This window comes from Streptomyces sp. Tu6071, assembly GCF_000213055.1.
GTDB classification, from domain to species: domain Bacteria; phylum Actinomycetota; class Actinomycetes; order Streptomycetales; family Streptomycetaceae; genus Streptomyces; species Streptomyces evansiae.
Window position 1 is genome coordinate 2,752,948 of sequence record NZ_CM001165.1, and the last position, 21,715, is coordinate 2,774,662.

The following is a 21,715-nucleotide window of genomic DNA, read 5'->3' on the forward strand; positions in this document are numbered from 1 at the left end:
GCGCGGGGCGGGAGTTCACCCGCACGGATGAATGCAAAGAGTTTTTGCAAAAGAGGCTTGCAAAGGTTCTTTGCACGTCCTACGGTAGTGCCATGACCGAGGACCTGACCCCCGCCGAAGAGACCATCGCCCGGACGACGCGCCAGCTCGACGCCCGCGGGCTGCGCGGTCTCGCCCACCCCCTGCGGCTGCGACTGCTCAACTCGCTGCGCCGCGGGGGCCCGGCCACCGCCTCGCAGCTCGGCAAGGAGCTGGGCGAGTCGAGCGGGGCGACGAGCTACCACCTGCGCCAGCTCGCGGAGCACGGCTTCGTCGAGGACGACCCGGAGCACGGCACGGGGCGCGAGCGCTGGTGGCGCGCGGTCCCGGACTCGATCAACTTCGACGCCCGCAAGGTCGACCAGGACGACCCCGAGATCCGGGGCGCCACGGACGTCTTCCTCCACGAACTCGCCTCCCTGCACTACCGCGAGACGGCCTCCTGGGTCGCCGACCGCGACCGCTGGCGCGATACGCGGTGGGAGGAGGCGGGGACCTTCAGCGACACGACCCTGTACCTCACGCCGGACGAGTTGAAGGAGCTGAGCGCCCGCCTGCTCGCCCTGGTCGCGGAGTACGACAAGCGGGAGGGGGCGGAGGAGGGACAGGGCGAGGTACGGGTCCACCTCCACGCCCTCCCGGTCCACCGGGCGGCCCGCGCCTGAGACACCCGGCGCCCCTGGCTCCACGCCAACCCCTTGGCCGCACGCAGGCCGCGCGAGCTTTGCGCGAGGTGCACGGGCTCTGCGCGGGCGCGGCCGGGGTCGCGTACAGCCCCGCATTCGAACACACGTTCCCTTCGCGTGTCGCAGACGCGCGCACCCTGGAGAGGCAGACCACCGCCATGTCGTACGAGATCTACGGAAAGCACGTGCTCATGGGAGCCTTCGGCATCCTGGAGACCGACCACCAGATGCTGCACACCTACCGGGCCAGGGACCTGCGGGCCGAGGCCGCCGCCGACGCGCTGGCCCGGGAGCCGGGGTCGCGCGGGGAGCGGGTGCGGCGTGCGGAGCGAGCGCTGGACGCGGGGGAGATACGGGGGCTGCGGGCGCGCTTCGGCTGGTCGCTCGTCGGCCTCGGGCTGCGGCTCGCGGTGCCCGGTCGCACGGAGGTGCGCACCTGAGGAGCCTGCGGGGGTGGCTCAGACCGGCGGCAGGGGTCGCGCGGTCAGCAGGTCGGTACCTTGCCGCCGTCGCCGAGCGCCCGGAGCGCAGAGACCGCGCCCTTGAGCGTGGTGACGGGGACGAGGCGGAGCCCCTTGGGGAGTTCGGAGCGGGCGTCGGAGCACTCGTCCCTCGGAACGAGGAAGACGGTCGCGCCGTCGCGGCGGGCGGCCTTCGTCTTGAGGGCGACACCGCCGACGGCGCCGACCTCGCCGCTGTCGGTGATGGTGCCCGTACCGGCGATGGTGCGGCCCCCGGTGAGGTCGCCGCCCTTGCCGTCGCCGTCGAGCTTGTCGACGATGCCGAGCGAGAAGAGGAGCCCGGCGCTCGGGCCGCCGACATCGGCGAGGCGCAACATGACCTCGACGTCCTTGTCGGTGCGGCCGAGGTAGGAGAGGGCGGCGTTGGTGGCGTGGTCCTGGGAGGAGCGCATGTCGGCGAGGTTGTGCCGCTCGATCTCCTTGACGTCGCCGCCGGGGTAGACCGAGTCGCGCGGCATGACAGCGCGGTCGGTGCGGAAGTAGCCGTCGACCACGTCCCCGAGCTTGACGGTCGCGTCGGGCGCGGTGGCGAGGATGGTCGTCATCCTGAGCTGCCCGCTGGTACGGCGTTCGGGGGCGCCGCTGATCGTGATGACCTTCTGCCCCTTGTCCGAACCGAGCACGTTCGCCGTGGTGCCGGGCTGGGCGACGGTGAACGGCAGCGGCGCGAGCGCGGCGACGAGGAGCAGCGCGAGCACCGGCAGGACGCACAGGAGGAGGACGCGGGGGCGCCTGAGACGGAAGGACACGCCCACAATCTAACGCGAGCCACTCGGCCCCCGGCCTCCCCACCCGCGCCACGGCGCGGGGCACCCGGCGGGATGGCGGATCGGGGGACCGCGGGCGGGGGCCTTGGGGGCAGCCGGGCGGGAGTGTTGGGCGCGGTGGTGGAGTGGTGGGGTGGCAGGGAGCGGCGGCGTGGGGCACGGGGTCGGGGTGGCCCCGGGGGACGGATCGCGGAAACGGGGGCGGGGTGCCGGGGGGGGCGACGGGCCTCCGCGTGTCCCCCGCAGGGGCCGGTCTCTTCGCGCCGTGGGGGTGTCCGGCATCGGGCCCGCCGCGCACCCGCACGGGTCAGCGCGGGGCGTGTCCGGCACCCCGGACCGCTGGGCCACGGAGCCTGTCCCTCGTCTGCGCGCCGGGCCCGCGCGCCCGTCCGCGCACCTCAGCGCGCGTTGTCGCACGTCCTTCAGCCCAACCCGCGCCTGCCCCTCAGCGCAAGGCACCTCCCCCCCCCCCGCAACTCAGAGCAGCTCCCCCCTCAGCGCAAGGCGTCCGCCACCTCGCGGGCCGCGTCGACGACGCGTTGGGCGACGCGTTCGGGAACCGAGTCGGGGAGCATCACGACGCCCACGCTGCCTTCGAGGCCCGTGACGCCGAGGAGGGGGGCCGCGGCTCCGCAGGCGCCCGCGTCGAGTTCGTCGCGGGTGAGGGTGCAGGTCGGGATGGTGCGTCCGGCGGGGGTGCGGGAGGCGAGGATGGCCCGTCCGGCGGCGCCCTGGTCGAGGGCGTGGCGGAAGCCGGTGCGGTAGGCGACGTGGAAGTCGGTCCAGGTGGGCTCGACGACGGCGACGGCGAGCGCGTCGCTGCCGTCGACGAGGGTGAGGTGCGCGGTCGCGCCGATGTCCTCGGCGAGCGAGCGCAGCGCCGGCAGCGCGGCCTCCCGCACGAGCGGGTGCACCTGCCGGCCGAGGCCGAGCACACCGAGCCCGATGCGCGCGCGGCCCCCGAGGTCGCGCCGGATCAGCGCGTGCAGTTCCAGCGTGGCCAGGAGGCGGTAGACGACGGTGCGGTTGACCCCGAGCCGGGCCGAGAGTTCGGTGACGGTGAGACCGTGGTCGGTCTCGGCGAGCAGTTTGAGGACCTTGAGTCCACGGTCGAGCGTCTGAGAGGTCTCCGCGGTCACGACGCCCACTCCTTCGATGAGGTGCGGCGGGGCCCGACCGTACGGGCGCGGGGCCACCGGTCCCGTCCGGCGCACGGCACCTCGTACCCGGTCCGCCTGCGAGTCGCACCGGCTGCGCTCCGGGGCGACGCTGCCACGGGGCGTGTGCGTTGCCCGGACAGTAGCGAGCGGTCCCCGCTCAGCGGAAGGCGTTGTCCAGTATCCGGGCGGTAACGGAGCCGAACCGTCCGTATTACCCCTTGAGGAACTCAGCATGTACACGGAAAGCACACAGGAGGAAGCGGAGCGGCGCGCCGAACACGGAGCGGGCGCGGCGTCCTTGCCCCACCCGCCCACCGCCGCGCGCTCCGCGACCGCCCGCCCCACCGATACCCGCTGGGTCGCCGCCGAGGCCCGCTCCGCCACCGCCCGCCCCATCGCGTCGCCGCCAGCGCCCGCATCGCCGCGGCCCGCTCCGCCACCGTCCGCCCCAGCGAGGTCCGCTGCGTCGCCTCGCGCTGCGCCGCCCGCTTCCGCGCCGCTGCCCCGCCGTCGCTTGGTCACTTCATCCGCGTGGCCCACTCGCGCACCTTGTCGATGCGCTGCCGGATCTGCCCCGCCGTCGCCTCCGCGCTCGGCGGTCCACCGCACACGCGGCGCAGTTCGGTGTGGATCACGCCGTGGGGTTTGCCGCTCTGGTGGGTGTAGGCGCTGACGAGGGTGTTGAGCTGCTTGCGCAGTTCGAGGAGTTCCTTGTGCGAGACGACGGGCCGCCGCTCGGCGGGGAGTTCGAGCAGATCGGCGTCCTCGGCCGGCTTCTTGCGGCTCGTCGCGATCTGCTTGGCCTGCCGCTTCTGGAGCAGCATCTGCACCTGGTCCGGTTCGAGGAGGCCCGGGATGCCGAGGTAGTCCTGCTCCTCCTCGCTCCCAGGATGCGCCTGCATGCCGAACTCGGCGCCGTCGAAGAGGACGCGGTCGAAGACGGCCTCGGACTCCAGCGCCTCGAAGGAGAACTGCTCCTGCTCGCCGGTGTCCTCGTCCTGCTCCTTGTTCGCCTCGTCCATCTCCTTCTCGGACTCGGCGTACGGGTCCTCCTCGCCGTTCTTCTTCGGCTTGTCGAGGACGTGATCCCGCTCCAGCTCAAGGGCGTTGGCGTGGCCGAGCAGGTCGGGGACGGTCGGGAGGAAGACGGAGGCGGTCTCGCCGCGCCTGCGCGAGCGCACGAAACGGCCGACGGCCTGGGCGAAGAAGAGGGGCGTGGAAATGGTGGTGGCGTAGACGCCGACGGCGAGGCGCGGCACGTCGACGCCTTCGGAGACCATGCGGACCGCGACCATCCAGCGGTCCTCGTTGTGCGAGAAGGTGTCGATGTTCTCGGAGGCGCCGGAGTCGTCGGAGAGGACGAGGGTCGCCTTCGTGCCGGTGATCTCGCGGATGAGCTTGGCGTAGGCGCGGGCCTGCTCCTGGTCGGAGGCGATGACGAGGCCGCCGGCGTCGGGGATGCCCTTGCGGACCTCGCTGAGGCGCTGGTCGGCGGCGCGCAGCACGTTCGGCATCCACTCGCCGCGCGGGTCGAGCGCGGTGCGCCACGCCTGCGAGATGGCGTCCTTGGTCATCGGTTCGCCGAGCCGTGCGGCGATCTCGTCGCCCGCCTTCGTGCGCCAGCGCATGTTGCCGCTGTACGAGAGGAAGATGACCGGGCGCACGACGCCGTCGGCGAGGGCGTTGCCGTAGCCGTAGGTGTAGTCGGCGGCGGAGCGGCGGATGCCGTCGTTGCCCTCGGCGTAGGTGACGAAGGGGATGGGGTTGGTGTCGGAGCGGAAGGGGGTGCCGGTGAGGGCGAGGCGGCGGGTCGCGGGTTCGAAGGCTTCGAGGCACGCCTCGCCCCAGGACTTGGAGTCGCCCGCGTGGTGGATCTCGTCGAGGATGACGAGGGTCTTGCGCTGCTCGACGCGGTTGCGGTGCAGCATGGGGCGCACACCGACGCCCGCGTAGGTGACGGCGACGCCCACGTACTCCTTGGAGACGGGCCCGGCGCTGTAGTCGGGGTCGAGCTTGATCCCTATGCGCGCGGCGGCCTCCGCCCACTGCTTCTTGAGGTGCTCGGTCGGGGCGACGACGGTGATCTGCTGCACGACGTGGTGGTGCAGCAGCCAGGAGGCGAGCGTGAGCGCGAAGGTCGTCTTCCCGGCGCCGGGGGTGGCGACGGCGAGGAAGTCGCGGGGCTGTTCCTGTACGTACCGCTCCATCGCGCCCTCCTGCCAGGCGCGCAGCTTCCCCGCCGTACCCCAGGGGGCCCGGCCGGGGAAGGCGGGAGAGAGGTGTGAGGAGGAGGTGGGGGTGGTAGTCACGTTCTCCGCTGAATCAGGCTCGGCTGCGTGGACGAGCAGCCACCCTATCCCCGCCCCCGGGACGGGCGCGGCGCCCGGCGCGGAGGGAGGGCACGGGTGCGACGGGCGTCACACCGAGGGTGGCACGGACCGTGGGCGGGTGTCACGAGCGCGGGGTCGGGGCGAGGCCGAGGGGCGGCGGAGGGCGTGCCCGTACCTGCCGCGCCGCGTCCCGCTCCCCGGCGGGCTCCCGCCGCCCCGCCAGCTCCCGCAGCACGTCGGCGATCTCCCCCACGTCCCGCGTCTCCCCCGCCGCGACGGACACGACGAGGCGTTCGGCGGTGTCCGTGTCGGTGCGGAGGGAGACGCCGTGGAGGCGGAGGAGGACGGCCGTCGCGATCCAGGCGGTGCGCTTGTTGCCGTCGACGAGGGGGTGGTTGATCGCGAGGGACTGGAGGAGGGCGGCGGCCTTCGTGAAAAGGCCGGGGTACGCCTCGGTGCCGAGCATGCGCCCGTAGGGGCGGTGGAGCGCGGAGTCGAGGAGCGCCGCGTCCCGTACGAGGACCGGCTGGTCATCGACCGCGACGGTCGCGACGGCGAGCGCGTCGGCGGGCGAGAGCCGCGCGCTCATCGCAGCCGGTCGATCAACTCGGCCCAGCGCGCTGCCTCTTCGCGGGCGAGGCGGAGGACGGTCGCGCGGTCGGCGGCGGTGTACTCGTCGTCGGTCGCGGTGCGGTCCTCGGGGCGCTCGGTCATGGCGGCAGCGTACGAGCGGGCACGGGGGCTGAGCACCGGGTTTTCAGTGGCCCGCGACCTCGCGCGACGGATTCGCGGTCTCGCGCGACGGGTTCGCGACCTCGCGCGAGGGGTGCGCTTGGCGACAGTGCGTTGGCATGGGGCGCCGCCGCGCATACCTAGACTCGGACGGCCCGAGGAGCGGACCGGTGAGGGAGTCGAGCGGCGTGGTCGAGAGCGTGGTGACGGTCGGCTCGCGCGGGAGCGCGCTGGCGCGGGCGCAGGTGCGGGAGATGGTGGAGCGCTGGGAGCGCGAGGTGCCGGGGGCCCGGTTCGTGCGGCGGGTGATCACGGAGGCGGGGGACGCGGACCGGAGCACGCCCACGGTCGCCGGGGTGACGCGGCGCGCGGGTGCGTCGGCCTTCTCCTCGCGGCAGGAGGCGGCGCTGGTACGCGGCGAGGTCGATGTCGTCGTGCACTGCCTCAAGGACCTCCCGACCGCCCCGGCCCCGGGCACGGTGCTGCTGCGGACGCCGGGGCCGCGCGAGGACGTGCGGGACGCGCTGTGCGGGGCGACGCTCGCGGGACTGCCCACAGGCGCCCGGGTCGGTACGGGTTCGACGCGGCGGGTCGCGCAGATGCTCGCGCTGCGTCCCGACCTGGAGGTGGTCCCGGTGCGGGGCAACGTCCCGGCCCGCCTGGCCCGTACCCGTACCCTCGACGCGGTCGTGCTCGCGGCGGCCGGGCTGCACCGCCTCGGGCTCGCGGACGAGATCACCGAGTACCTGGACCCGGAGGCGTACCCGCCCGCGCCGGGGCAGGGCGCGCTCGCGATCCAGGTACGGGAGGACAGCGAGGCGGCGCGCCTCCTCGCCGCGAGCGGGGACGCGGCGACCGACGCGGAGGTCCGTGCCGAACGTGTGCTGCTCGCCGAACTCCACGGCGGCTGCTCCGTCCCCCTCGGCACCTGGACGAGCCGCCCCTCCCCCACCCTCCTGCGCCTCCACGCGGCCGTGACCACCCCGGACGGCACCCACCAGATCGCCGCCACGGCGCAGGGCCCGGCGGAGGAGCCGGAGAAGCTGGCCCTGACGGTGGCGGAACGCCTCCTCGCCCAGGGCGCGGCCCGCATCCTCGCGACGGCGACCGCCTGAGGGCGAGCGGGAGAGAGGGCACGGCGGCGCGCACGCAGGAGGCACACGAGGCCGAGTGCGGTGCGCGGTACGCGGACGGGGCCGGTGTGGGGGTCGACGCTGAGCGGTCCCCCGGTCGTCGTCCCGCTGTCCGCCCTCAACGGCTGGGGTGGGTGCTCGGGGAAGGCTCGCTCCGCGGGGGCCGAGGGCCGTGACGACTACGACCACGCCCGCGAGGTGGAAGGGTGGGGCGGGGCGGGAGCGATCGGTACGAGCACCGCCACCGCACTCGTCCTCGTCCTGGCCGACGAACCGGCGAGGACGTGCCCGTGCTGGAGAGGCTGTTCTTCGTGCGGTGACCGGGACGGACACGGAGGAGGGGGTGTTCGCGGCGGCGGAGCGGGGCCGACCGATCCGGGAAGTGCGGGGTGGCTCGGCCGCAGCCGTCGCATGTCGAAGACGAGCTGTGGGCGGCGGTCGATCGACTGTTGCCGAAGGTCGAGGGTCGCACGCGCTACCCCGTGCGTAGCGGCATCCCGATCGACTGGTGTTCCAGGGCATTGTGTTCGTGCTGCGCACCGGGATCACCTGGTAACACTTGCCACCGGAGCTCGGTTTCAACTCGGGCGTGACGCGTTGATGCCGCCTGCCCAAGTGGGCCGAGGCTGGCGCCTGGCCCAGCCCCACGAGTCCGACCTTGTCGGACTCCTCCCAAGCTGCAGTTGACAGCTCCCCCCTCGGGGAGTTGGGGCGTGTCTCGGAAGTAGATCAGGGTCGCGCAGTGATGTTCCATGGCGAGCGGTCGGGCCAGTCGGTCAGACGACGTTGAAGCCTCGGGCGGCGTCATGGATGTCGGCGTCCACGACGTAGATGACTTGTGTGGTCACGATGAAATGGACCATCGCTCCGTCCAGCCAGCTGGAACGCGTGAGGTCGTCGTTCGTGAAGACGAGGTGGGTGGAAGGGCCGTCGGGGTCATCGGTGACCCGATCAACTAGGCGTTTCAGGGAACGGCGATCATCGGGAGGCAGGTAGTCGCGGAGCCGGGCCACTCGCTCGGTGAACTCAACACGGCGCTTCATGGTGGCCGGAGTGTAGGTCCATGTGCACGATGCGGTCCTCGGAATTTCCGGGGGAGAGTTGGTGAGTGGGGAGCCGGATGGGTGGACTTCCTGCGGGTGTGTTCGCCAGGCGATTCCGAAAGCGCTCGTCAAAGCCCCTCGTTGACGGCTGCGACCAGAGCTGTCGCTGCGTAGCGGACGGCGAGCTTGGCGTATCTCGTGGCCACCGCGCGGTGCCGCTTGAGACGGTTGATGCCGCACTCCACTGCGTGGCGCTCGCGGTAGTCGGCTTTGGCGAACTTCGGTGGCCGACCCCCCGTGGGAGCCGCGCCTCTTGCGGTTGGCGATCTGGTCGTGCTTCTCCGGGACAGTGCAGCCAATGCCGCGTCCGCGCAGATAGGCGCGGTTCGCGCGGGAGCCGTACGCCTCGTCAGCCCGCACGCGGTCGGGTCGGACGCGCGGCCGTCCCGGACCGGTGCGGGGCACGCGGACCTTCTACAGCACAGGTTCGAACTGTGGTGAGTCCCCACACTGCCCAGCTGTGACCACGGTCGACATTGGCTTCTGACCCTGCTCGACGGCCAGGTGCAGTTTGGTCGTGAAGCCACCACGCGATCGTCCCAGCCCGTGGTCATCGGGCTCAGTGAATACGCCGCCCAGTGGTTCCTTCTGCAGCTCGCCCTGCTTGCCGCCCCGGCCGCGTGCTGACGGGTGCGGCAGACCGTGGAGTCGACGCTCAGGTCCCAGACGATCGCGCCCTTCGCGTCGGCCAGGTTCTGGAGCCGGGTAAGGATCCGGCGCCAAGTGCCGTTGCGGCCACCGGCGGAACAGGTCGAACACCCGGTTCCACGGCCCATACTCGACGGGGATCTCCCGCCACGGAACTCCGGTCCGGACACGGAACCGTATGCCGTCGATCAAACGCCGCCGAGGCCAGACAGGCGGCTGCCCCGACCTGACCCCCTTTGGCAACAGCGCCTCCAGAACCGCCCACTGCTCGTCCGTAAGATCACCCCGGCCCATGAACCGTGATCATTCACAGCCCGAGATCCACTTTCGGCACACGCCCTAGCTCTCGCAGGGCGCTGTCCATCTTGTCTAGGCCGGTGAGCAGGGCATGCGGTATTGGGCCGGAAGACGCATGTTCCGCGCTTGTGTTCCGCTGACCTGAATCTCTGCCAGGCGGCCGGGTTCGACGAGGACATCGTCTTCGCCGCCAAACCGGGCCTGGCCGGAGTGCTGATCGGGCGGTTCCCGGACAACGGGCACCGCGTCGGTCGGACGACTGCCGAGGACCTGCGCGAGGCAGGAAGCCTGTCGGACAGCGGTGGAATGATGCATTCCGGGCTGTCTCGTGAAGCAGCAACTACCCTCGCGCCTCGTAAACGCTCGGGCGCTGGCACCGCCGGGCCACGCGGGGCGCATTTATACAGGCTTCTTGAAAAAAGAAGGACCGCCGATGACGGGGTTCTTTTCTCTCCTCAATTTGACGCGAACAGTGGCTTGTTCCCCGTTAAACCGACGCAGACAGTGGCTTGTTCCTGGCGTTTCAGGTAAAGGATTGGCAAAAAATATGCCAAAGGCACGGGCCTGAGGTACTGGCTCGCGAATGCAGAAAGCGCTTGACTTCCGGATAGTCGTGGGTTCATGATCGGTCGCGGCTCCGGGGGGTCTTTCGAATGGAGGGGGAGTATCGCTGTGCGTGAGCGCCATCAAGAAGAGTGGTGCAAGGTAATGCGCTTCTGGATTGCGAGGCGCCGACGCGAGCGCGAACTCCAGTAGACAGAAGATCTCCTGCGAGGCGTCACCAAGAAATCGCACTGACTGATTCATGCGGACTTACTGCAGAATCCTTAGTCGCTATAAGACTGATCTCGACAATACGGCACGGAGGGAATGTCATGCCAGTTGACACTGACCGTACATTGGCTGAGAAGTTTGAGGCGGATGGGTTTGTTACGACCGGACGCCTGCTCTCAGAAGCAGAAGTCGACACCTACCGCGAGATCTACGATCGCTTTTTGAGCGGCGAGATCGAGAGCGGTGACAAGCGGTCCGATCTCGGCTCCCACGTCACTCGCAAGAACGGCGTGAAGGAAAACATCACTCAGATCATGTGGCCGTCCGCTCTCCATAAAACGCTGATGGACATGCCGCTGCATGCACGGGCTCTCAGCATGGCGAAGGAACTGATCGGCGAGGACGCCGTTTTCGACTTCGACATGCTCATCCACAAAGCCCCGCACGCAGACGTAGCAACCCCCTGGCACCAGGACGCGGCTTATTGGATCGATCTGCCCGACAAGCGGGCGGTGTCGATCTGGGTGGCGCTCGACGACGCTGTCCCGGACAACGGATGCATGTGGTACGTCAAGGGTTCGCACAAGCAACCTCTCCGCCGACACTACGAAACGGCAGACGGCAAGAACATCCAGTGCGACTGCTCCGAGGATGAACCCGGTGCGACGGCAATCCCCCTTGGGCTGGGAGAGGGGGTGGCTCACTCGGGTACTACGCTGCACTACTCGCGCGGAAACAGCACACATTCGGTGCGTCGCGCCTACATATTGAACTTCCGCCCTGCGGAAATGCTTCGCCTTGAGCGTGAGCGCGGATACGACGTGGGCCTGACGGAGAACGTCCGACTGGTGCGCAATTCTGATGCCGCCCAGGACGCGGGTATCCAGAAGTGACCTCAGTCGAATCGCATCTAGCCGGCATAGTCGTCGTCAACGAGAAATATTTCCCCCACAGCGAGAAAGATCCCGCACACGTAGGAGCGACCTCATTCGCTCACTCCGTCCTGCGCTTCCTGCGACAGGTCGAACTGTGCGCAGGGATTCTTCTCTACAAGAGAGATGAAAGCCTGACGGAACCGCTCATGCATTTTGAGCACAGGGCTGGTTTTCTGTGCGCAATTATGCGCTTCAACTTCGGCATGGACGACCAGGCTGTGAGTCGCTGCATTGCCAAAGCGAGCCAACGCCTGCTCGACGCGCAGGACATCAGGCGTCCGGCAATGCTCTACTATCAGACCGATGCACTGCTCGGCTTCCACCCAGAAGAGCTTTCTGCTTGCGTGACACACCACGGCCCGTTCGTGTCCGATTTCATCGGAAGGTTCCCAGCAGAAGAGACCGGGCAGGCATTCGGTGACGCCGTCAAAGCCTTGCACCTGCTCAAGTATCAGGAATTAGGGCTGGAGAAACTCCGGTACAGCGACAGAATGTTTGTGCTCCAGCATTCCCACATCCAACGCAGACACCTGATCGACCGAGGTGTGGATGCGCGGCGAATCCGTGCTGTACGTCCCCCTATTCCGGTCCTGAACTCTGCCGAAACACTTCAGGGCGAAAAACTGTGCGCCTTTGTCACCGGCGCAGAGCTTCTCGTTTTCACGGCCGTAGCGCGACTGGACTACTTCAAGAACATCGAACTTCTCGTGGACGCGAGCGTCCAGGCGCGCCAGCGTGGCATACCTCTGCGCATGCTGATAGTAGGTGACGAAGCAGACAACGATGTCAGACGACGGCAGCTGCTGCGTCGTGTGCCTACTGAGCATCTGCCGAGTTTCATGGCCACCAGTAAGCTGTCCAAACCGCAACTTCACGCGTTGTTTCGTGAGGTCAGGCATCAAGGGCTCTTCGTATGTCCCTCGCGCTACGAGACCTTGGGCATCACCCCGCTGGAAGCCGCTCTTAGCGGAGTCTGCACGCTCATGACCAACTCGGAGAGAGTCGAAGCGGGGCGTTTCTTCCCCGCCACGTACCGCTTCGAACCGTCACCGGCGGGCCTGTGCGGCGCGATCGAGCGAATCCACTACAGCGATCCGGGCGTGCAGCACATGGGGAAGGAGCTTCAGGGAGTCATCTCGGAGCAGATCTCCGAGGAGAAGTTCGAGCGTGATGCGCTCAGTGCCTGGGGACACTTCTCGGACACCGCGCAGGAGCTGACTCCCACAGCTGATCTGGCTACTTGAGGCCGGAAGGAGCAGCACGCTCGGATCGGGATAGCTGCCGGCGGTTCGGGCATCAGCTCGGCTCGAACCAGTCGATCATGGCTTCGTACTCCGGAGCGTGATCATCGTCGGCGGATGTCCATATGCCGGTGCTGTGTTGCCGCTCCCACTCTGAATGCCGGTTGCGCAGTGCGTCCACGAAGTCCGAGGCGAGGCAGGCCGACTCGTACAAATCCTGGTCCGTGTCCTGTGCACTGGCTCCGACGATCTGACCACGTACCTGCGCCGAGTGGCCGTAGCGGAACGAACCCGTGCCAAGCAGATGAGGCTCTATGTGCACCGCTTCGCCGTTATTGCGCCCGAGGCGCCGATGCGCACCTGCCTTGGCGGCGGCGTTCGGTAGAAAGGTGTGACCTTGGTCGCCTATCGCGATGACTCCAAGTACCGCTTCCTCATTGGGCGTCCAGGCACCCGCTGTGGGATCCATGAGGACGAAACCCATCGAGTCCTGCGGGTAGACGCCGCGCGGCGCATTGGCCCCCGTGGAGGTGTGGTGCCGCCAAATGCTGGTTGCCCGGCGACAGGCCACTTCGAGCAGGAGTGAGTCGAGCCCGGCGGAGTCGAAAAGGTAGGCGTAGGGGTTGCGACGGTGGGCCACCTGGACCTTGAGCCCCTCAGCCGAGATCACTGTCATACCAGTCATGCCGAACCTCCTTATAGATAAGCCAAGTTGAAGAAGGCTTTATGTGATCACGGACCGCGGACAGCGTCTGTTGCCAAGATCACATTTGCCTGCGAACCGCCACTCTCAAAGGTGTTGCTATGAAGATGCGAAGTCTTGAAGGCGTCGGCCCGGGACCAATCCGGCTCAGCGGGGCGGTCATGACCCACCCCATCCGTATGGAGGCTGCTTCTCGCCTGGCAGAGGCGGACACGCTCGGACGGGTTTGCGTCGTGACAGACCCGGAGCCGGATGGTCCCCCGACAGCCCTGCGGTCCGCGGCCCTTGCCTGGCAGAGTGTTAACGAGGACGCCACCCATCACCTGGTGCTACAGGATGACGTCGTCCTGGCGGAGGGATTCTTCACCTACGCCGAACGCGTAGCGGCGGCCGTGCCCGATGAGGCTGTCGCCTTCTACGCAGGCTGGGAAGGGCGTACAGGCGCGGCACTTCGTATGGCCGCGCTTGCGGGGCAGGAATGGACGTATGCGATCGAAGAACACAGCCCATGCCTGGCTTTGATGCTCCCCGCCGATGTGGCACGCGGCTATACCGGCTACGCAGCCGAAGAAGGCCGGGGCTGGCCCTACGACGTAGTGATGCAGCGCTACCTCAACTCGCGCGGCGTTCCGATCAGAGTGTCCGTCCCAAGCACGGTCGACCACAGTGAAGTACCCAGCATCGCGGGAAACAGCACACACGGATGGCGTCAGTCCCCGCTGTTCACCCATCGCGCGCCGGAACCCACCACGTTTCGCTGCACGCAGTTCGCCACCGTTCCCTTCTACCAGTACGGGCTTGCACGAACGGCTCTGCGCCAGGACGCCCAAGCCCCTTGGCAGTACATCGAGACCGAGCGCTACCTGCAGCGGGTAGGACTGGGCGAACAAAGTTCGTCCGCGCTCGCGGCGGCAGGCTCTTCCCACTTGCCCGAACGGGTGACGAAGGCTGTGTGGGAAACAGCCTTCGCGATGGGGGCCGTGATTGCGTCGCTCACGGATGAGCTCCCCACTCGCGAAGTACTGCGCACGGTACTGGACTCTGTGGGACCCGGGGGGCTCTGCGAGGACTACACCGCCGACGATCTGCGCGAGCTGATCCCGGCTGTTGGTGAACTCGCCCTGACAGCCTTTGAGGCAGGGCGCCGGGCCCAGCCGATGTCCGCTCCGCTCACAGAGACTGCTCGTGTGGCGGTCATTGCCGACGAGGACACGGCATTCAGTCGTCACCTGACTGGGCTCTTGGGTGACCTCGGATACCGCGCCGCCAACCTGTCCGGCCCCCTCGACTCCGCGCAACTGAAGGACAGCGCCTTCGTAGTGCATCTGGGAACCCCCAGGGCGCACTCGCGGGTGCTCGCGGATGTCCTGTCGGTCGTCGAGGAGGCCGGTGTCGAACGGTTCGTCCACATCAGTTCGGCGGCCATCTACCGAGGCCTGGATGCCACCACTTTCACCGAGGACCTGATCACCGGGCCTCCTGACGACGCCCAGGCCCGAGAGTGGTGGGAGCAGGAGGACCAGTGCCGTCGATGGGGCCGAGAGGCCGGTATTCCCGTACAGATCCTGCGGCTGGCCGAGCCGGTGGGACCGGGCGTCTTCGCCGAAGGAACAGCCGCGCGGTGGATTCACCGAGCCTGGACCAGGCGCCCTCTGTCGCTGGACCGTGGACGTCGACACCAGGTACTTGACCACGGAGACGTGGCAGGTGCCATCACCGCCCTCCTGGCTGCCCCGGCAGGTCAGACAGTGTTCAACGTCGCCTCGGAAACATACAGCGAAGAGGAACTGGCCGAGCTGGTGGCCGTGCTGGCCCGCCGAATGCCCTGGCACGACGCACCGACCGCGGCCGACCGTGGAGGGGTCATGTCCACCGAACTGGCCGAAAAAGAGCTCGGCTGGCACTCCGCGCTGCCGGCTCTGGGAGGCCTGCGCGCCTTGGCCCAATGGCTTGCCTGCGACGTACACGACGCCGTCACCGGGCTCCCGCAGATCGGCAGCGATGTCTGATCAGACGGCGGATGAGAAGCCGCAGCAGGCGCTGGACGCGGAAGCCGACACAGCGCAAGAGGGCTTGTTCTCCCGCCACTACGCGGTGGCAACACTCAGCTTTGCCGCCACAATGTTCCTGACCGGATTCACCGCCCTGGCCGTGGTGCCTACCCTGCCGACGGCAGCCGACGCCCTCGACGGCGTGTCGCTGTTCCCGCTGGTTACCGGCTGTTTTGTGGCAGCGAGTCTGCTGGGTGGGGTCCTGGGCGGCAACTGGGCTGACCGTTCCGGGGCTCGTCGGCCCCTGGCAACGGGCATGGCACTGACGGTGGTCACACTCCTGGTAGCCGCTACGAGTACCTCGATCTGGCAGCTCGCCCTTGGTCGGTTCCTGGACGGCTTGGCAGCCGGCATGGTGGCCGTGTCCGTCAACACGGCCATCGGTGAAACCTATCCGGACCGTCTACGGCCACGCGCTTTGGCCCTCATGAGCACCAGTTGGATCATTCCGTCCTTGACGGGACCTCCGTTGGCCGGAGTGGTAACCGAAGCTTGGTCGTGGCGAGCAGTGTTCTACGGCCTGGCCGTACTGACACTCCTGCCTGCCATCGCGCTGGGCATCGTGTTGCGCGGCCGCGCCTGGGCAGTGGCGCACGAGCATGTGGAAACCCTTCCCAAACGCCCCGCCGTGCTGGTCGCCGCCACGGTCAGCGTAGGTGCGGCGCTCGGACAGTACGGCGTATCGGGCTGGGACGTGCGGCACGCCGTCTTCACCGTCGCGGGGATGACCGTGCTCGTATTGCTGGCGCCCCGCCTCCTGCCCGCCGGTACCTGGCGGGCTGTACAGGGACTTCCTGCCACCGTGCTCCTACGAGGTCTGGGGTCCGGCGTCTTCTTCACACTCGAGGCCTTCGTCCCGCTGATGCTGGTCAGCCATCGCCACGTCTCCGCCGTCCTGATCGGTTTCATCTTCACCAGCGCATCCGTGGTCTGGGCAGGCGCCTCCTGGGTGCAGGGCCGGGTACTGGAAAACTGGCCCCGTCACCGGCTGGTAGGTGCAGGGGCCCTGGTGCAGGCCACGGCCGTCGCCGTAGCCGTAGCCGGAACGCTCCCCGGGGTCCCCGCCCTGACCGCTGCCGCAGCCATGCCGCTCGCCGCCGTCGGTATGGGCCTGCTGGAACCCTCTCTGATCGTGCTCTCACTAGTCCACAGCTCAGCCGGCGACCGCGGCTATGCCAGCGGCGCCATGCAGTCCAACCAGAACCTGGGGCAAATTCTCATCCTCGGGCTAGCCGCCGCTGCGCTCAACATCACCCTGGCCTTTGGCACCACGGGTCTGGCGGGCTACACCACCGCCTTCGGACTCCTCCTGCTGCCAAGCCTTCTGCTGATCGTGCTGTCCGGGCGCACACGTCAACACTGAGCCCCCAGCCAGCACCCACTCCACATGCCCCCCGTCGGAAAGAGAAACCGTGCGCAACGATCTCGTTGTCATAGGCCTGGGCTACGTCGGACTGCCACTGGCGCTTGAGGCGACCCGTGCTGGACTGACTGTCACCGGACTCGACCGTGACCCCGCCACCGTCACCTCGCTCAACGACGGCGTATCGCATGTCGACGACATCAGCAACAACGATGTCAGCGAGATGCTCAAGGCTCACTTCACCGCCACTCACGACGAGAGCGTCATCGCGGATGCCGCCGTTGTTGTGGTGTGTGTACCCACGCCCTTGTCCCCGCATGGCGGTCCGGACCTGACCATGGTGGAGAGCGCATGCATCTCGATCAGCCGCCATCTGCGTCCCGGCACGTTGGTAGTCCTGGAATCGACCACCTACCCGGGCACCACCGACGAGGTAGTGCGCCCGATACTTGAGAGTTCGGGCCTCGCTGCCGGAACCGATTTCCACCTCGCCTTCTCCCCCGAACGCGTCGACCCGGGCAATCGGCTCTTCGGAATCCGCAACACTCCCAAGGTCGTCGGCGGCCACACCCCCGATTGCACGAGTGCCGCTGCCTCGTTCTACGGGAAATTCGTCGACGAGATCGTACAGTCCGCAGGAACCCGCGAAGCCGAGATGGCCAAGCTCATCGAGAACACATACCGTCACGTCAACATCGCGCTGGTGAACGAGATGGCCGTGTTCTGCCATGAACTCGGCATCGACCTGTGGAACGCCATCGACTGCGCAGCCACCAAACCCTTCGGCTTCCAGGCATTTCGCCCCGGACCGGGCGTCGGCGGCCACTGCATACCCATCGATCCAAATTACCTCGCGCACAAGGTGCGCACCCTCGGCTACCCCTTCCGCATGGTCGAACTGGCACAAGAAATCAACACCAGAATGCCCAGATATGTGGTCGAACGCGCCCAGCAGCTCCTTGACCGGTCCGGAAAGACGCTCGGCGGAGCCACTGTCTTGCTGATGGGGGTGACATACAAGGCCGACATCGCCGACCAGCGAGAGACCACGGCCAGGCACGTGGTACAGCGCCTTCGTGCGCTCGGTGCCGAAGTCATCTTCCACGACCCCTACGTGCCCGTCTGGGAGGTCGACGGTATCCCGGTGAAGGCCGCCGCAGGGGATCTGATCAAGGCTCTGGCGAGTGCGGACCTGGTGATCCTTCTCCAGCAACACCGATCGTACGATCTGGACCAGATCGAGCAGCACGCACCGCTCCTGCTCGATACCAGAGGATCCGCCCACGCAATGGCCCACGTCGAGCGCCTGTAACGCAGAACTGTCTGTCTCAAAGAGTCTCTTTCAACTACTGCGGGGATGACCCATGTGTGGAATTGCCGGCTGGCTTGACTTCGCGCGCGACGTGACTCAACACAGGTCTGTCGCCGAGGCGATGACCATGACGATGACGCGACGCGGCCCAGACGCCAGCGGCCTCTGGCTCGGTGAACACGTAGCACTCGGGCACAGGCGCCTGTCCGTCATCGACCTGGAAGGCGGATGCCAGCCCATGGCAACCGAGAAAGGGTCGGCACCCCAAGTCGTATTGACCTACAGCGGAGAGACGTACAACTTCCAGGAACTCCGCTCCCAGCTCCAGTCGATGGGACACCACTTCGATACGCGGAGCGATACTGAGGTGGTCCTGCGCGCCTACCAGGAATGGGGGGCCGAGTTCGTCCACCGCCTTGAGGGCATCTATGCCTTTGCCATCTGGGACGAACGCCGTCAAGAACTGGTCCTCGTCCGGGATCGCATGGGCGTCAAGCCGCTTTACTACGCGATCACACCCACCGGAGTGCTCTTCGGCTCCGAGCCGAAAGCCATCCTTGCCCACCCGGACTTCCAGCCGGTTCTCGACGCTGACGGCCTGCGCGACATCCTCTCCGTCGCAAAGGTACCAGGGAACGCCATATTCCAGGGGATGAGGGAACTTCCTCCAGGAAGCACTCTCACGGTAAATCGGTCCGGTGCCACGGAACGGATCTACTGGCGCCTTCGTATAGCGGAACACCCCGACTCACTCGACCACACCATCCAGACGGTGCGCGACATGCTAGAGACAATCGTGACACAGCAGATGGTGGCCGACGTGCCGCTGTGCACCTTGCTGTCCGGTGGACTGGACTCCAGCTCCCTCACCGCGCTGGCCGCCAAGGCAGCTCGCGAGCAAGGGATACGCGGTATCCGGTCCTGCTCGGTGAGCGACTCCGACCCCGAGCACACGAGCAACACACCGGCCAACGACGACCACGTATATGCTCGCCTGCTCGCCGACCACGTCGGCTCCACCCACAGCGAGCTCCCACTCAACACGGACAACCTCCTCAATCCGGAGCTACGAGCGTCCGTTCTGGCTGCCTACGATCTGCCGATTGCCAAGGGGGATGAACACGCCTCTCTCCAACTGCTCTTCGCCGGCGTCCGCCAGCACTCCACCGTCGCTCTCTCGGGGGAGTGCGGAGACGAAGTATTCGGCGGTTATCGCTGGCAGCGCGAACGCGATTCGGTCTTCTCCGGCACATTCCCTTGGGTGCATGACGGCCGGGACGCCTATCGGGGCAACGGCGACCTCTTTGATCCCGACCTCATCGCGAAGCTTGACCTGAACGTTTACGAACGCGATTGCTACAGCACGGCAATCGCCGAAATCGCCGCGCGCGAGCACTTGAAGGATCCCGAAGAAGCCCGCTACCGCGAAGCCACGTATCTGGCGCTTACACGGCACGCCCAGGTGCTGTTCGATCGCAAGGACCGCATGAGCATGGCGTGCGGCCTCGAAGTCCGTGTCCCCTTCGCCGACCACAAGCTGGTCGAATACACCTTCAACGTTCCATGGTCCATGAAGACCTTCGACGGCAGGGAGAAGAGCCTGCTCCGCGCATCGATGAAGGACCTGCTTCCGAAAGCAGTCGCCCAGAGGATCAAAGCCCCCTACCCGTCGATCCGGGATGGCGCCTACGACCGCGGCCTCCGGCAACGGCTGGCCGAGGTCATTTGCACCGCTGAGAGCCCGATCGCCCCGCTGCTCTCCACACAGCTGCGGCAGGCAGTGTCCAAGCACGGAGCATCCGCCTTGGCGGGGACCATAAGCCGGGCAGCGTTGGAGACGGCGCTCCAACTCGACGCCTGGCTGCGTACCTACAGCGTAAAAATCGCACTCTGACGGCCTGAAGCAAGTCGCAGCCCACGCATGGGAAGGTGCTCCTTTCGTCGCCCCGTCGCTCCGCCGCCAGGTCTGTACCGTGAACACGTGCCAGTACCGGCACGCGCTGCGGGGCGGTAGCGGCTCTGGCGAGGGAGCCGGAGCCGCTGTGAAGAGCCTTCGGCTCTCGAGGCAACGGTTGATCGAATCCATCCGCGCGTGCTGTCCGACAGCACCCGACGACAAGCAGCCGACCCCGAGCGGTCACCTCGTCAGGCGTTCTGAGAAGGGGGCTCTTCGGGGTGGTGAGGGGCCGGCCGATCCGGACCGGCGTGAGGGACGTGGCGCTGCGGATCACGGATGGTCCGGGGGTGCTGTTCGGCGCGGCCGGGGCGGGAGCGGAACCGCCGTGGCGTGTCTCGGCGGGCGAAGCAGGCTCCGGTGCCGCTCCCGGCGGGTCGGTGGCTGATGCGCGCGGTCCACGGGGCGGGCAGGGACTGGTCAAGAGGTGCGGTGCGCCGCCTGATCGCCGGGCCTCGCGTCCCCGCCCGTACCTCGCGACGCCCCGCGCCGGGCCGGTACCTTCGCCGCATGGCCGACTCCCCGGATTTCCTCATCGTGCTCACCACCACCGACTCCGAGGACCGTGCGCGGCGGCTCGCCGCGCGGGCCGTCGAGTCGCGGCTCGCCGCGTGCGCGCAGATCGACGGGCCGCTCACCAGCGTCTACCGCTGGGAGGGCGAGATCGCGACGGACACCGAGTGGCGCGTCACGTACAAGACGACGGCCGCGCGCTATGCGGCCCTGGAGGCCCGCATCAAGGCCGAACACACCTACGACACGCCGGAGATCATCGCGCTGCCGCTCACGGGCGGCAGCGCGGAGTACCTGGCGTGGGTGGCGGAGGAGACCCGGGAATGAGGCCCGTCGAGTCCTCTCCGCGCCGCTGAAGCCCGCGTGTTGAGCGATTTGGACATGAACCGGCCCGTCCACGGGGGGAGTTGCGCTCCATTCCGCGCCCCTGCCCACGGAGAAGCATCCGGGGCGTCCCGGGCCGGCCCAGCCACTGACCGAACCAGCCACTGACCGGCCCCGGCCACAGCGCGGACATGGCGCGGCCCGCCGGGCTGGGGCGCGGGGACGGTGGGGCGGCTGAAGGTGCGAGCCCGTTTCGACGGACAGCGGGGCGCACGTGCCGGTACGGGAGAAGGCGGAGCCCCCGAGGGCGGCCGACTACGCGGCTGAAGGTGGCTCCGTACCCGTACCCGTACCCGGCCCGGAACCGAGTCCGCGAGCCCACGCCACCCCGGACCGGCCCCCGCACCCGCACCCGCACCCGCACCCGCACCCGCACCCGCACCCGATCCTCGACGAGCCCGACCCTGCACCCAAGCCCGCCCACGTACCCGGGCCCGATCCCGCACCCGAGCCCCCCACCCAAGTCCCCCTACCCCCCGTCCCCCCACTCCCCCAGCACCCGCTCCAAGTCCCCCACCGCCGTCGTCACGCACTCCGTGAAGTCCGGCTCCGGGTCGGTGGGAGTGAGCCAGTGGGTGAAGGCTTGTTCGTACATGGTCAGGGCGAGGCGTACCAGGTAGGCGGCCTGGCGTGGTGGGGTGCCGCGGGCGGTGAGGAGGTCGCGGAGGAGGTCGTCGAGCGTCGCCGTCTTCAGGACCTCGCGCTCGCGCAGTTCCGGGTTCGCCGTCACGACGCGGTGGCGGGTGCGGGCGGTCTCGCGGTCCTCGGGGAAGAAGCGCGCGGTGCCCGTGAGCGCGTCGACGAGGAGCGGCCAGGGCCGGATTCCGGGGGGCGCCTCCGTCACGTACTGCTCCAAGTGGCCCACGAGGAGCGGCGTGCCGCCGAAGAGCGCCTCACGCTTGTCCGGGAAGTACCGGAAGAACGAGCGCTTCATGAGGCCCGCGCGCTCCGCGATGTCCGCGACGGTCGTGCCGTCGTAACCGCGCTCGGCGAACAGTTCCAGCGCGGCCTTCTCCAGGCGCGTCCGCGCGTCGGGCTCCCATCGTGGCATGCCGGAATCCTACGGCGG

Annotated in this window: 19 protein-coding genes and 1 pseudogene; 11 read left to right on the forward strand and 9 right to left on the reverse strand. The window is 68.1% G+C overall.

Going from position 1 to position 21,715, the window contains the following annotated elements; all coding sequences use genetic code 11:
• Nucleotides 1-92: 92 nt before the first annotated feature.
• Complete coding sequence (locus STTU_RS11260) at nt 93-704, forward strand: winged helix-turn-helix domain-containing protein (protein ID WP_007822801.1); 612 nt, start codon at nt 93-95, stop codon at nt 702-704.
• A 179-nt stretch (nt 705-883) separates the two neighbouring features.
• Nucleotides 884-1,165 (forward strand): hypothetical protein, encoded by a 282-nt coding sequence (locus STTU_RS11265; RefSeq protein WP_043257302.1) that lies wholly within the window; start codon nt 884-886, stop codon nt 1,163-1,165.
• Between the two features lie 44 nt (nt 1,166-1,209).
• Here the strand turns inward: STTU_RS11265 and STTU_RS11270 are convergent, their stop codons facing one another.
• The 5 genes from STTU_RS11270 to STTU_RS35870 form a co-directional block, all read right to left on the reverse strand.
• Nucleotides 1,210-1,995, reverse strand: a complete 786-nt coding sequence (locus tag STTU_RS11270) for a S16 family serine protease (RefSeq protein ID WP_199785014.1) — start codon at nt 1,993-1,995, stop codon at nt 1,210-1,212.
• Nucleotides 1,996-2,507: 512 nt separating this feature from the next.
• Nucleotides 2,508-3,152 carry an IclR family transcriptional regulator gene (locus tag STTU_RS11275; RefSeq protein ID WP_009068332.1) on the reverse strand — a complete coding sequence of 215 codons (645 nt, stop codon included), beginning with the start codon at nt 3,150-3,152 and terminating at the stop codon, nt 2,508-2,510.
• Between the two features lie 539 nt (nt 3,153-3,691).
• On the reverse strand, nt 3,692-5,482 hold the full coding sequence (locus STTU_RS11280; protein WP_007822808.1) for a DEAD/DEAH box helicase: 1,791 nt from the start codon (nt 5,480-5,482) through the stop codon (nt 3,692-3,694).
• Between the two features lie 142 nt (nt 5,483-5,624).
• Nucleotides 5,625-6,092 (reverse strand): type II toxin-antitoxin system death-on-curing family toxin, encoded by a 468-nt coding sequence (locus STTU_RS11285; RefSeq protein ID WP_007822818.1) that lies wholly within the window; start codon nt 6,090-6,092, stop codon nt 5,625-5,627.
• The gene (locus tag STTU_RS35870) at nt 6,089-6,217 is read right to left on the reverse strand and encodes a hypothetical protein (RefSeq protein WP_256055518.1); all 129 of its coding nucleotides are present in this window, start codon (nt 6,215-6,217) and stop codon (nt 6,089-6,091) included. Before STTU_RS35870 ends, STTU_RS11285 begins: the two co-directional genes overlap by 4 nt.
• A 188-nt stretch (nt 6,218-6,405) precedes the next feature.
• Between STTU_RS35870 and hemC the strand changes: the two genes are divergently transcribed.
• Together hemC and STTU_RS35345 are read left to right on the forward strand one after the other, a co-directional pair.
• On the forward strand, nt 6,406-7,350 hold the full coding sequence (hemC, locus tag STTU_RS11290; RefSeq protein WP_043254858.1) for a hydroxymethylbilane synthase: 945 nt from the start codon (nt 6,406-6,408) through the stop codon (nt 7,348-7,350).
• Between the two features lie 84 nt (nt 7,351-7,434).
• A complete protein-coding gene (locus tag STTU_RS35345; RefSeq protein WP_234019215.1) occupies nt 7,435-8,055 on the forward strand; it encodes an Imm21 family immunity protein in 621 nt (206 codons plus the stop codon).
• Between the two features lie 89 nt (nt 8,056-8,144).
• On the opposite strand, the gene STTU_RS11295 is transcribed toward STTU_RS35345, so the two are convergent.
• Both STTU_RS11295 and STTU_RS32955 read right to left on the reverse strand, forming a co-directional pair.
• On the reverse strand, nt 8,145-8,411 hold the full coding sequence (locus STTU_RS11295) for a hypothetical protein (protein ID WP_007822824.1): 267 nt from the start codon (nt 8,409-8,411) through the stop codon (nt 8,145-8,147).
• Nucleotides 8,412-8,539: 128 nt separating this feature from the next.
• Nucleotides 8,540-9,413, reverse strand: a pseudogene (locus tag STTU_RS32955) (IS5 family transposase).
• An 878-nt stretch (nt 9,414-10,291) separates the two neighbouring features.
• On the opposite strand from STTU_RS32955, the gene STTU_RS11300 reads away from it, so the two are divergent.
• Together STTU_RS11300 and STTU_RS11305 are read left to right on the forward strand one after the other, a co-directional pair.
• Nucleotides 10,292-11,083: a phytanoyl-CoA dioxygenase family protein gene (locus tag STTU_RS11300; RefSeq protein ID WP_078518961.1), complete on the forward strand. Its 792-nt coding sequence runs from the start codon at nt 10,292-10,294 to the stop codon at nt 11,081-11,083.
• On the forward strand, nt 11,080-12,369 hold the full coding sequence (locus tag STTU_RS11305; protein ID WP_139121317.1) for a glycosyltransferase: 1,290 nt from the start codon (nt 11,080-11,082) through the stop codon (nt 12,367-12,369). The genes STTU_RS11300 and STTU_RS11305 overlap by 4 nt, the downstream gene beginning before the upstream one ends.
• 52 nt (nt 12,370-12,421) lie before the next feature.
• Here STTU_RS11305 and STTU_RS11310 read toward each other — a convergent pair whose 3' ends face one another.
• A complete protein-coding gene (locus STTU_RS11310; RefSeq protein ID WP_043254862.1) occupies nt 12,422-13,051 on the reverse strand; it encodes a hypothetical protein in 630 nt (209 codons plus the stop codon).
• Nucleotides 13,052-13,170: 119 nt separating this feature from the next.
• On the opposite strand from STTU_RS11310, the gene STTU_RS11315 reads away from it, so the two are divergent.
• The 5 genes from STTU_RS11315 (at nt 13,171) to cutA (ending at nt 20,589) form a co-directional block, all read left to right on the forward strand.
• Nucleotides 13,171-15,078, forward strand: coding sequence for an NAD-dependent epimerase/dehydratase family protein (locus STTU_RS11315; protein WP_234019216.1), 1,908 nt, complete (start codon nt 13,171-13,173; stop codon nt 15,076-15,078).
• Nucleotides 15,071-16,483 (forward strand): MFS transporter, encoded by a 1,413-nt coding sequence (locus tag STTU_RS11320; protein WP_078518962.1) that lies wholly within the window; start codon nt 15,071-15,073, stop codon nt 16,481-16,483. Before STTU_RS11315 ends, STTU_RS11320 begins: the two co-directional genes overlap by 8 nt.
• A gap of 49 nt (nt 16,484-16,532) precedes the next feature.
• Entirely contained in the window at nt 16,533-17,795 is a 1,263-nt protein-coding gene (locus STTU_RS11325) for a nucleotide sugar dehydrogenase (protein WP_043254864.1), read from the forward strand.
• 52 nt (nt 17,796-17,847) lie between these two features.
• On the forward strand, nt 17,848-19,689 hold the full coding sequence (gene asnB, locus STTU_RS11330) for an asparagine synthase (glutamine-hydrolyzing) (RefSeq protein WP_043254866.1): 1,842 nt from the start codon (nt 17,848-17,850) through the stop codon (nt 19,687-19,689).
• Between the two features lie 570 nt (nt 19,690-20,259).
• Nucleotides 20,260-20,589, forward strand: coding sequence for a divalent-cation tolerance protein CutA (gene cutA / locus STTU_RS11335; RefSeq protein ID WP_043254868.1), 330 nt, complete (start codon nt 20,260-20,262; stop codon nt 20,587-20,589).
• Between the two features lie 526 nt (nt 20,590-21,115).
• On the opposite strand, the gene STTU_RS11340 is transcribed toward cutA, so the two are convergent.
• A complete protein-coding gene (locus tag STTU_RS11340) occupies nt 21,116-21,697 on the reverse strand; it encodes a TetR family transcriptional regulator (protein ID WP_007822844.1) in 582 nt (193 codons plus the stop codon).
• Between the last annotated feature and the right edge of the window lie 18 nt (nt 21,698-21,715).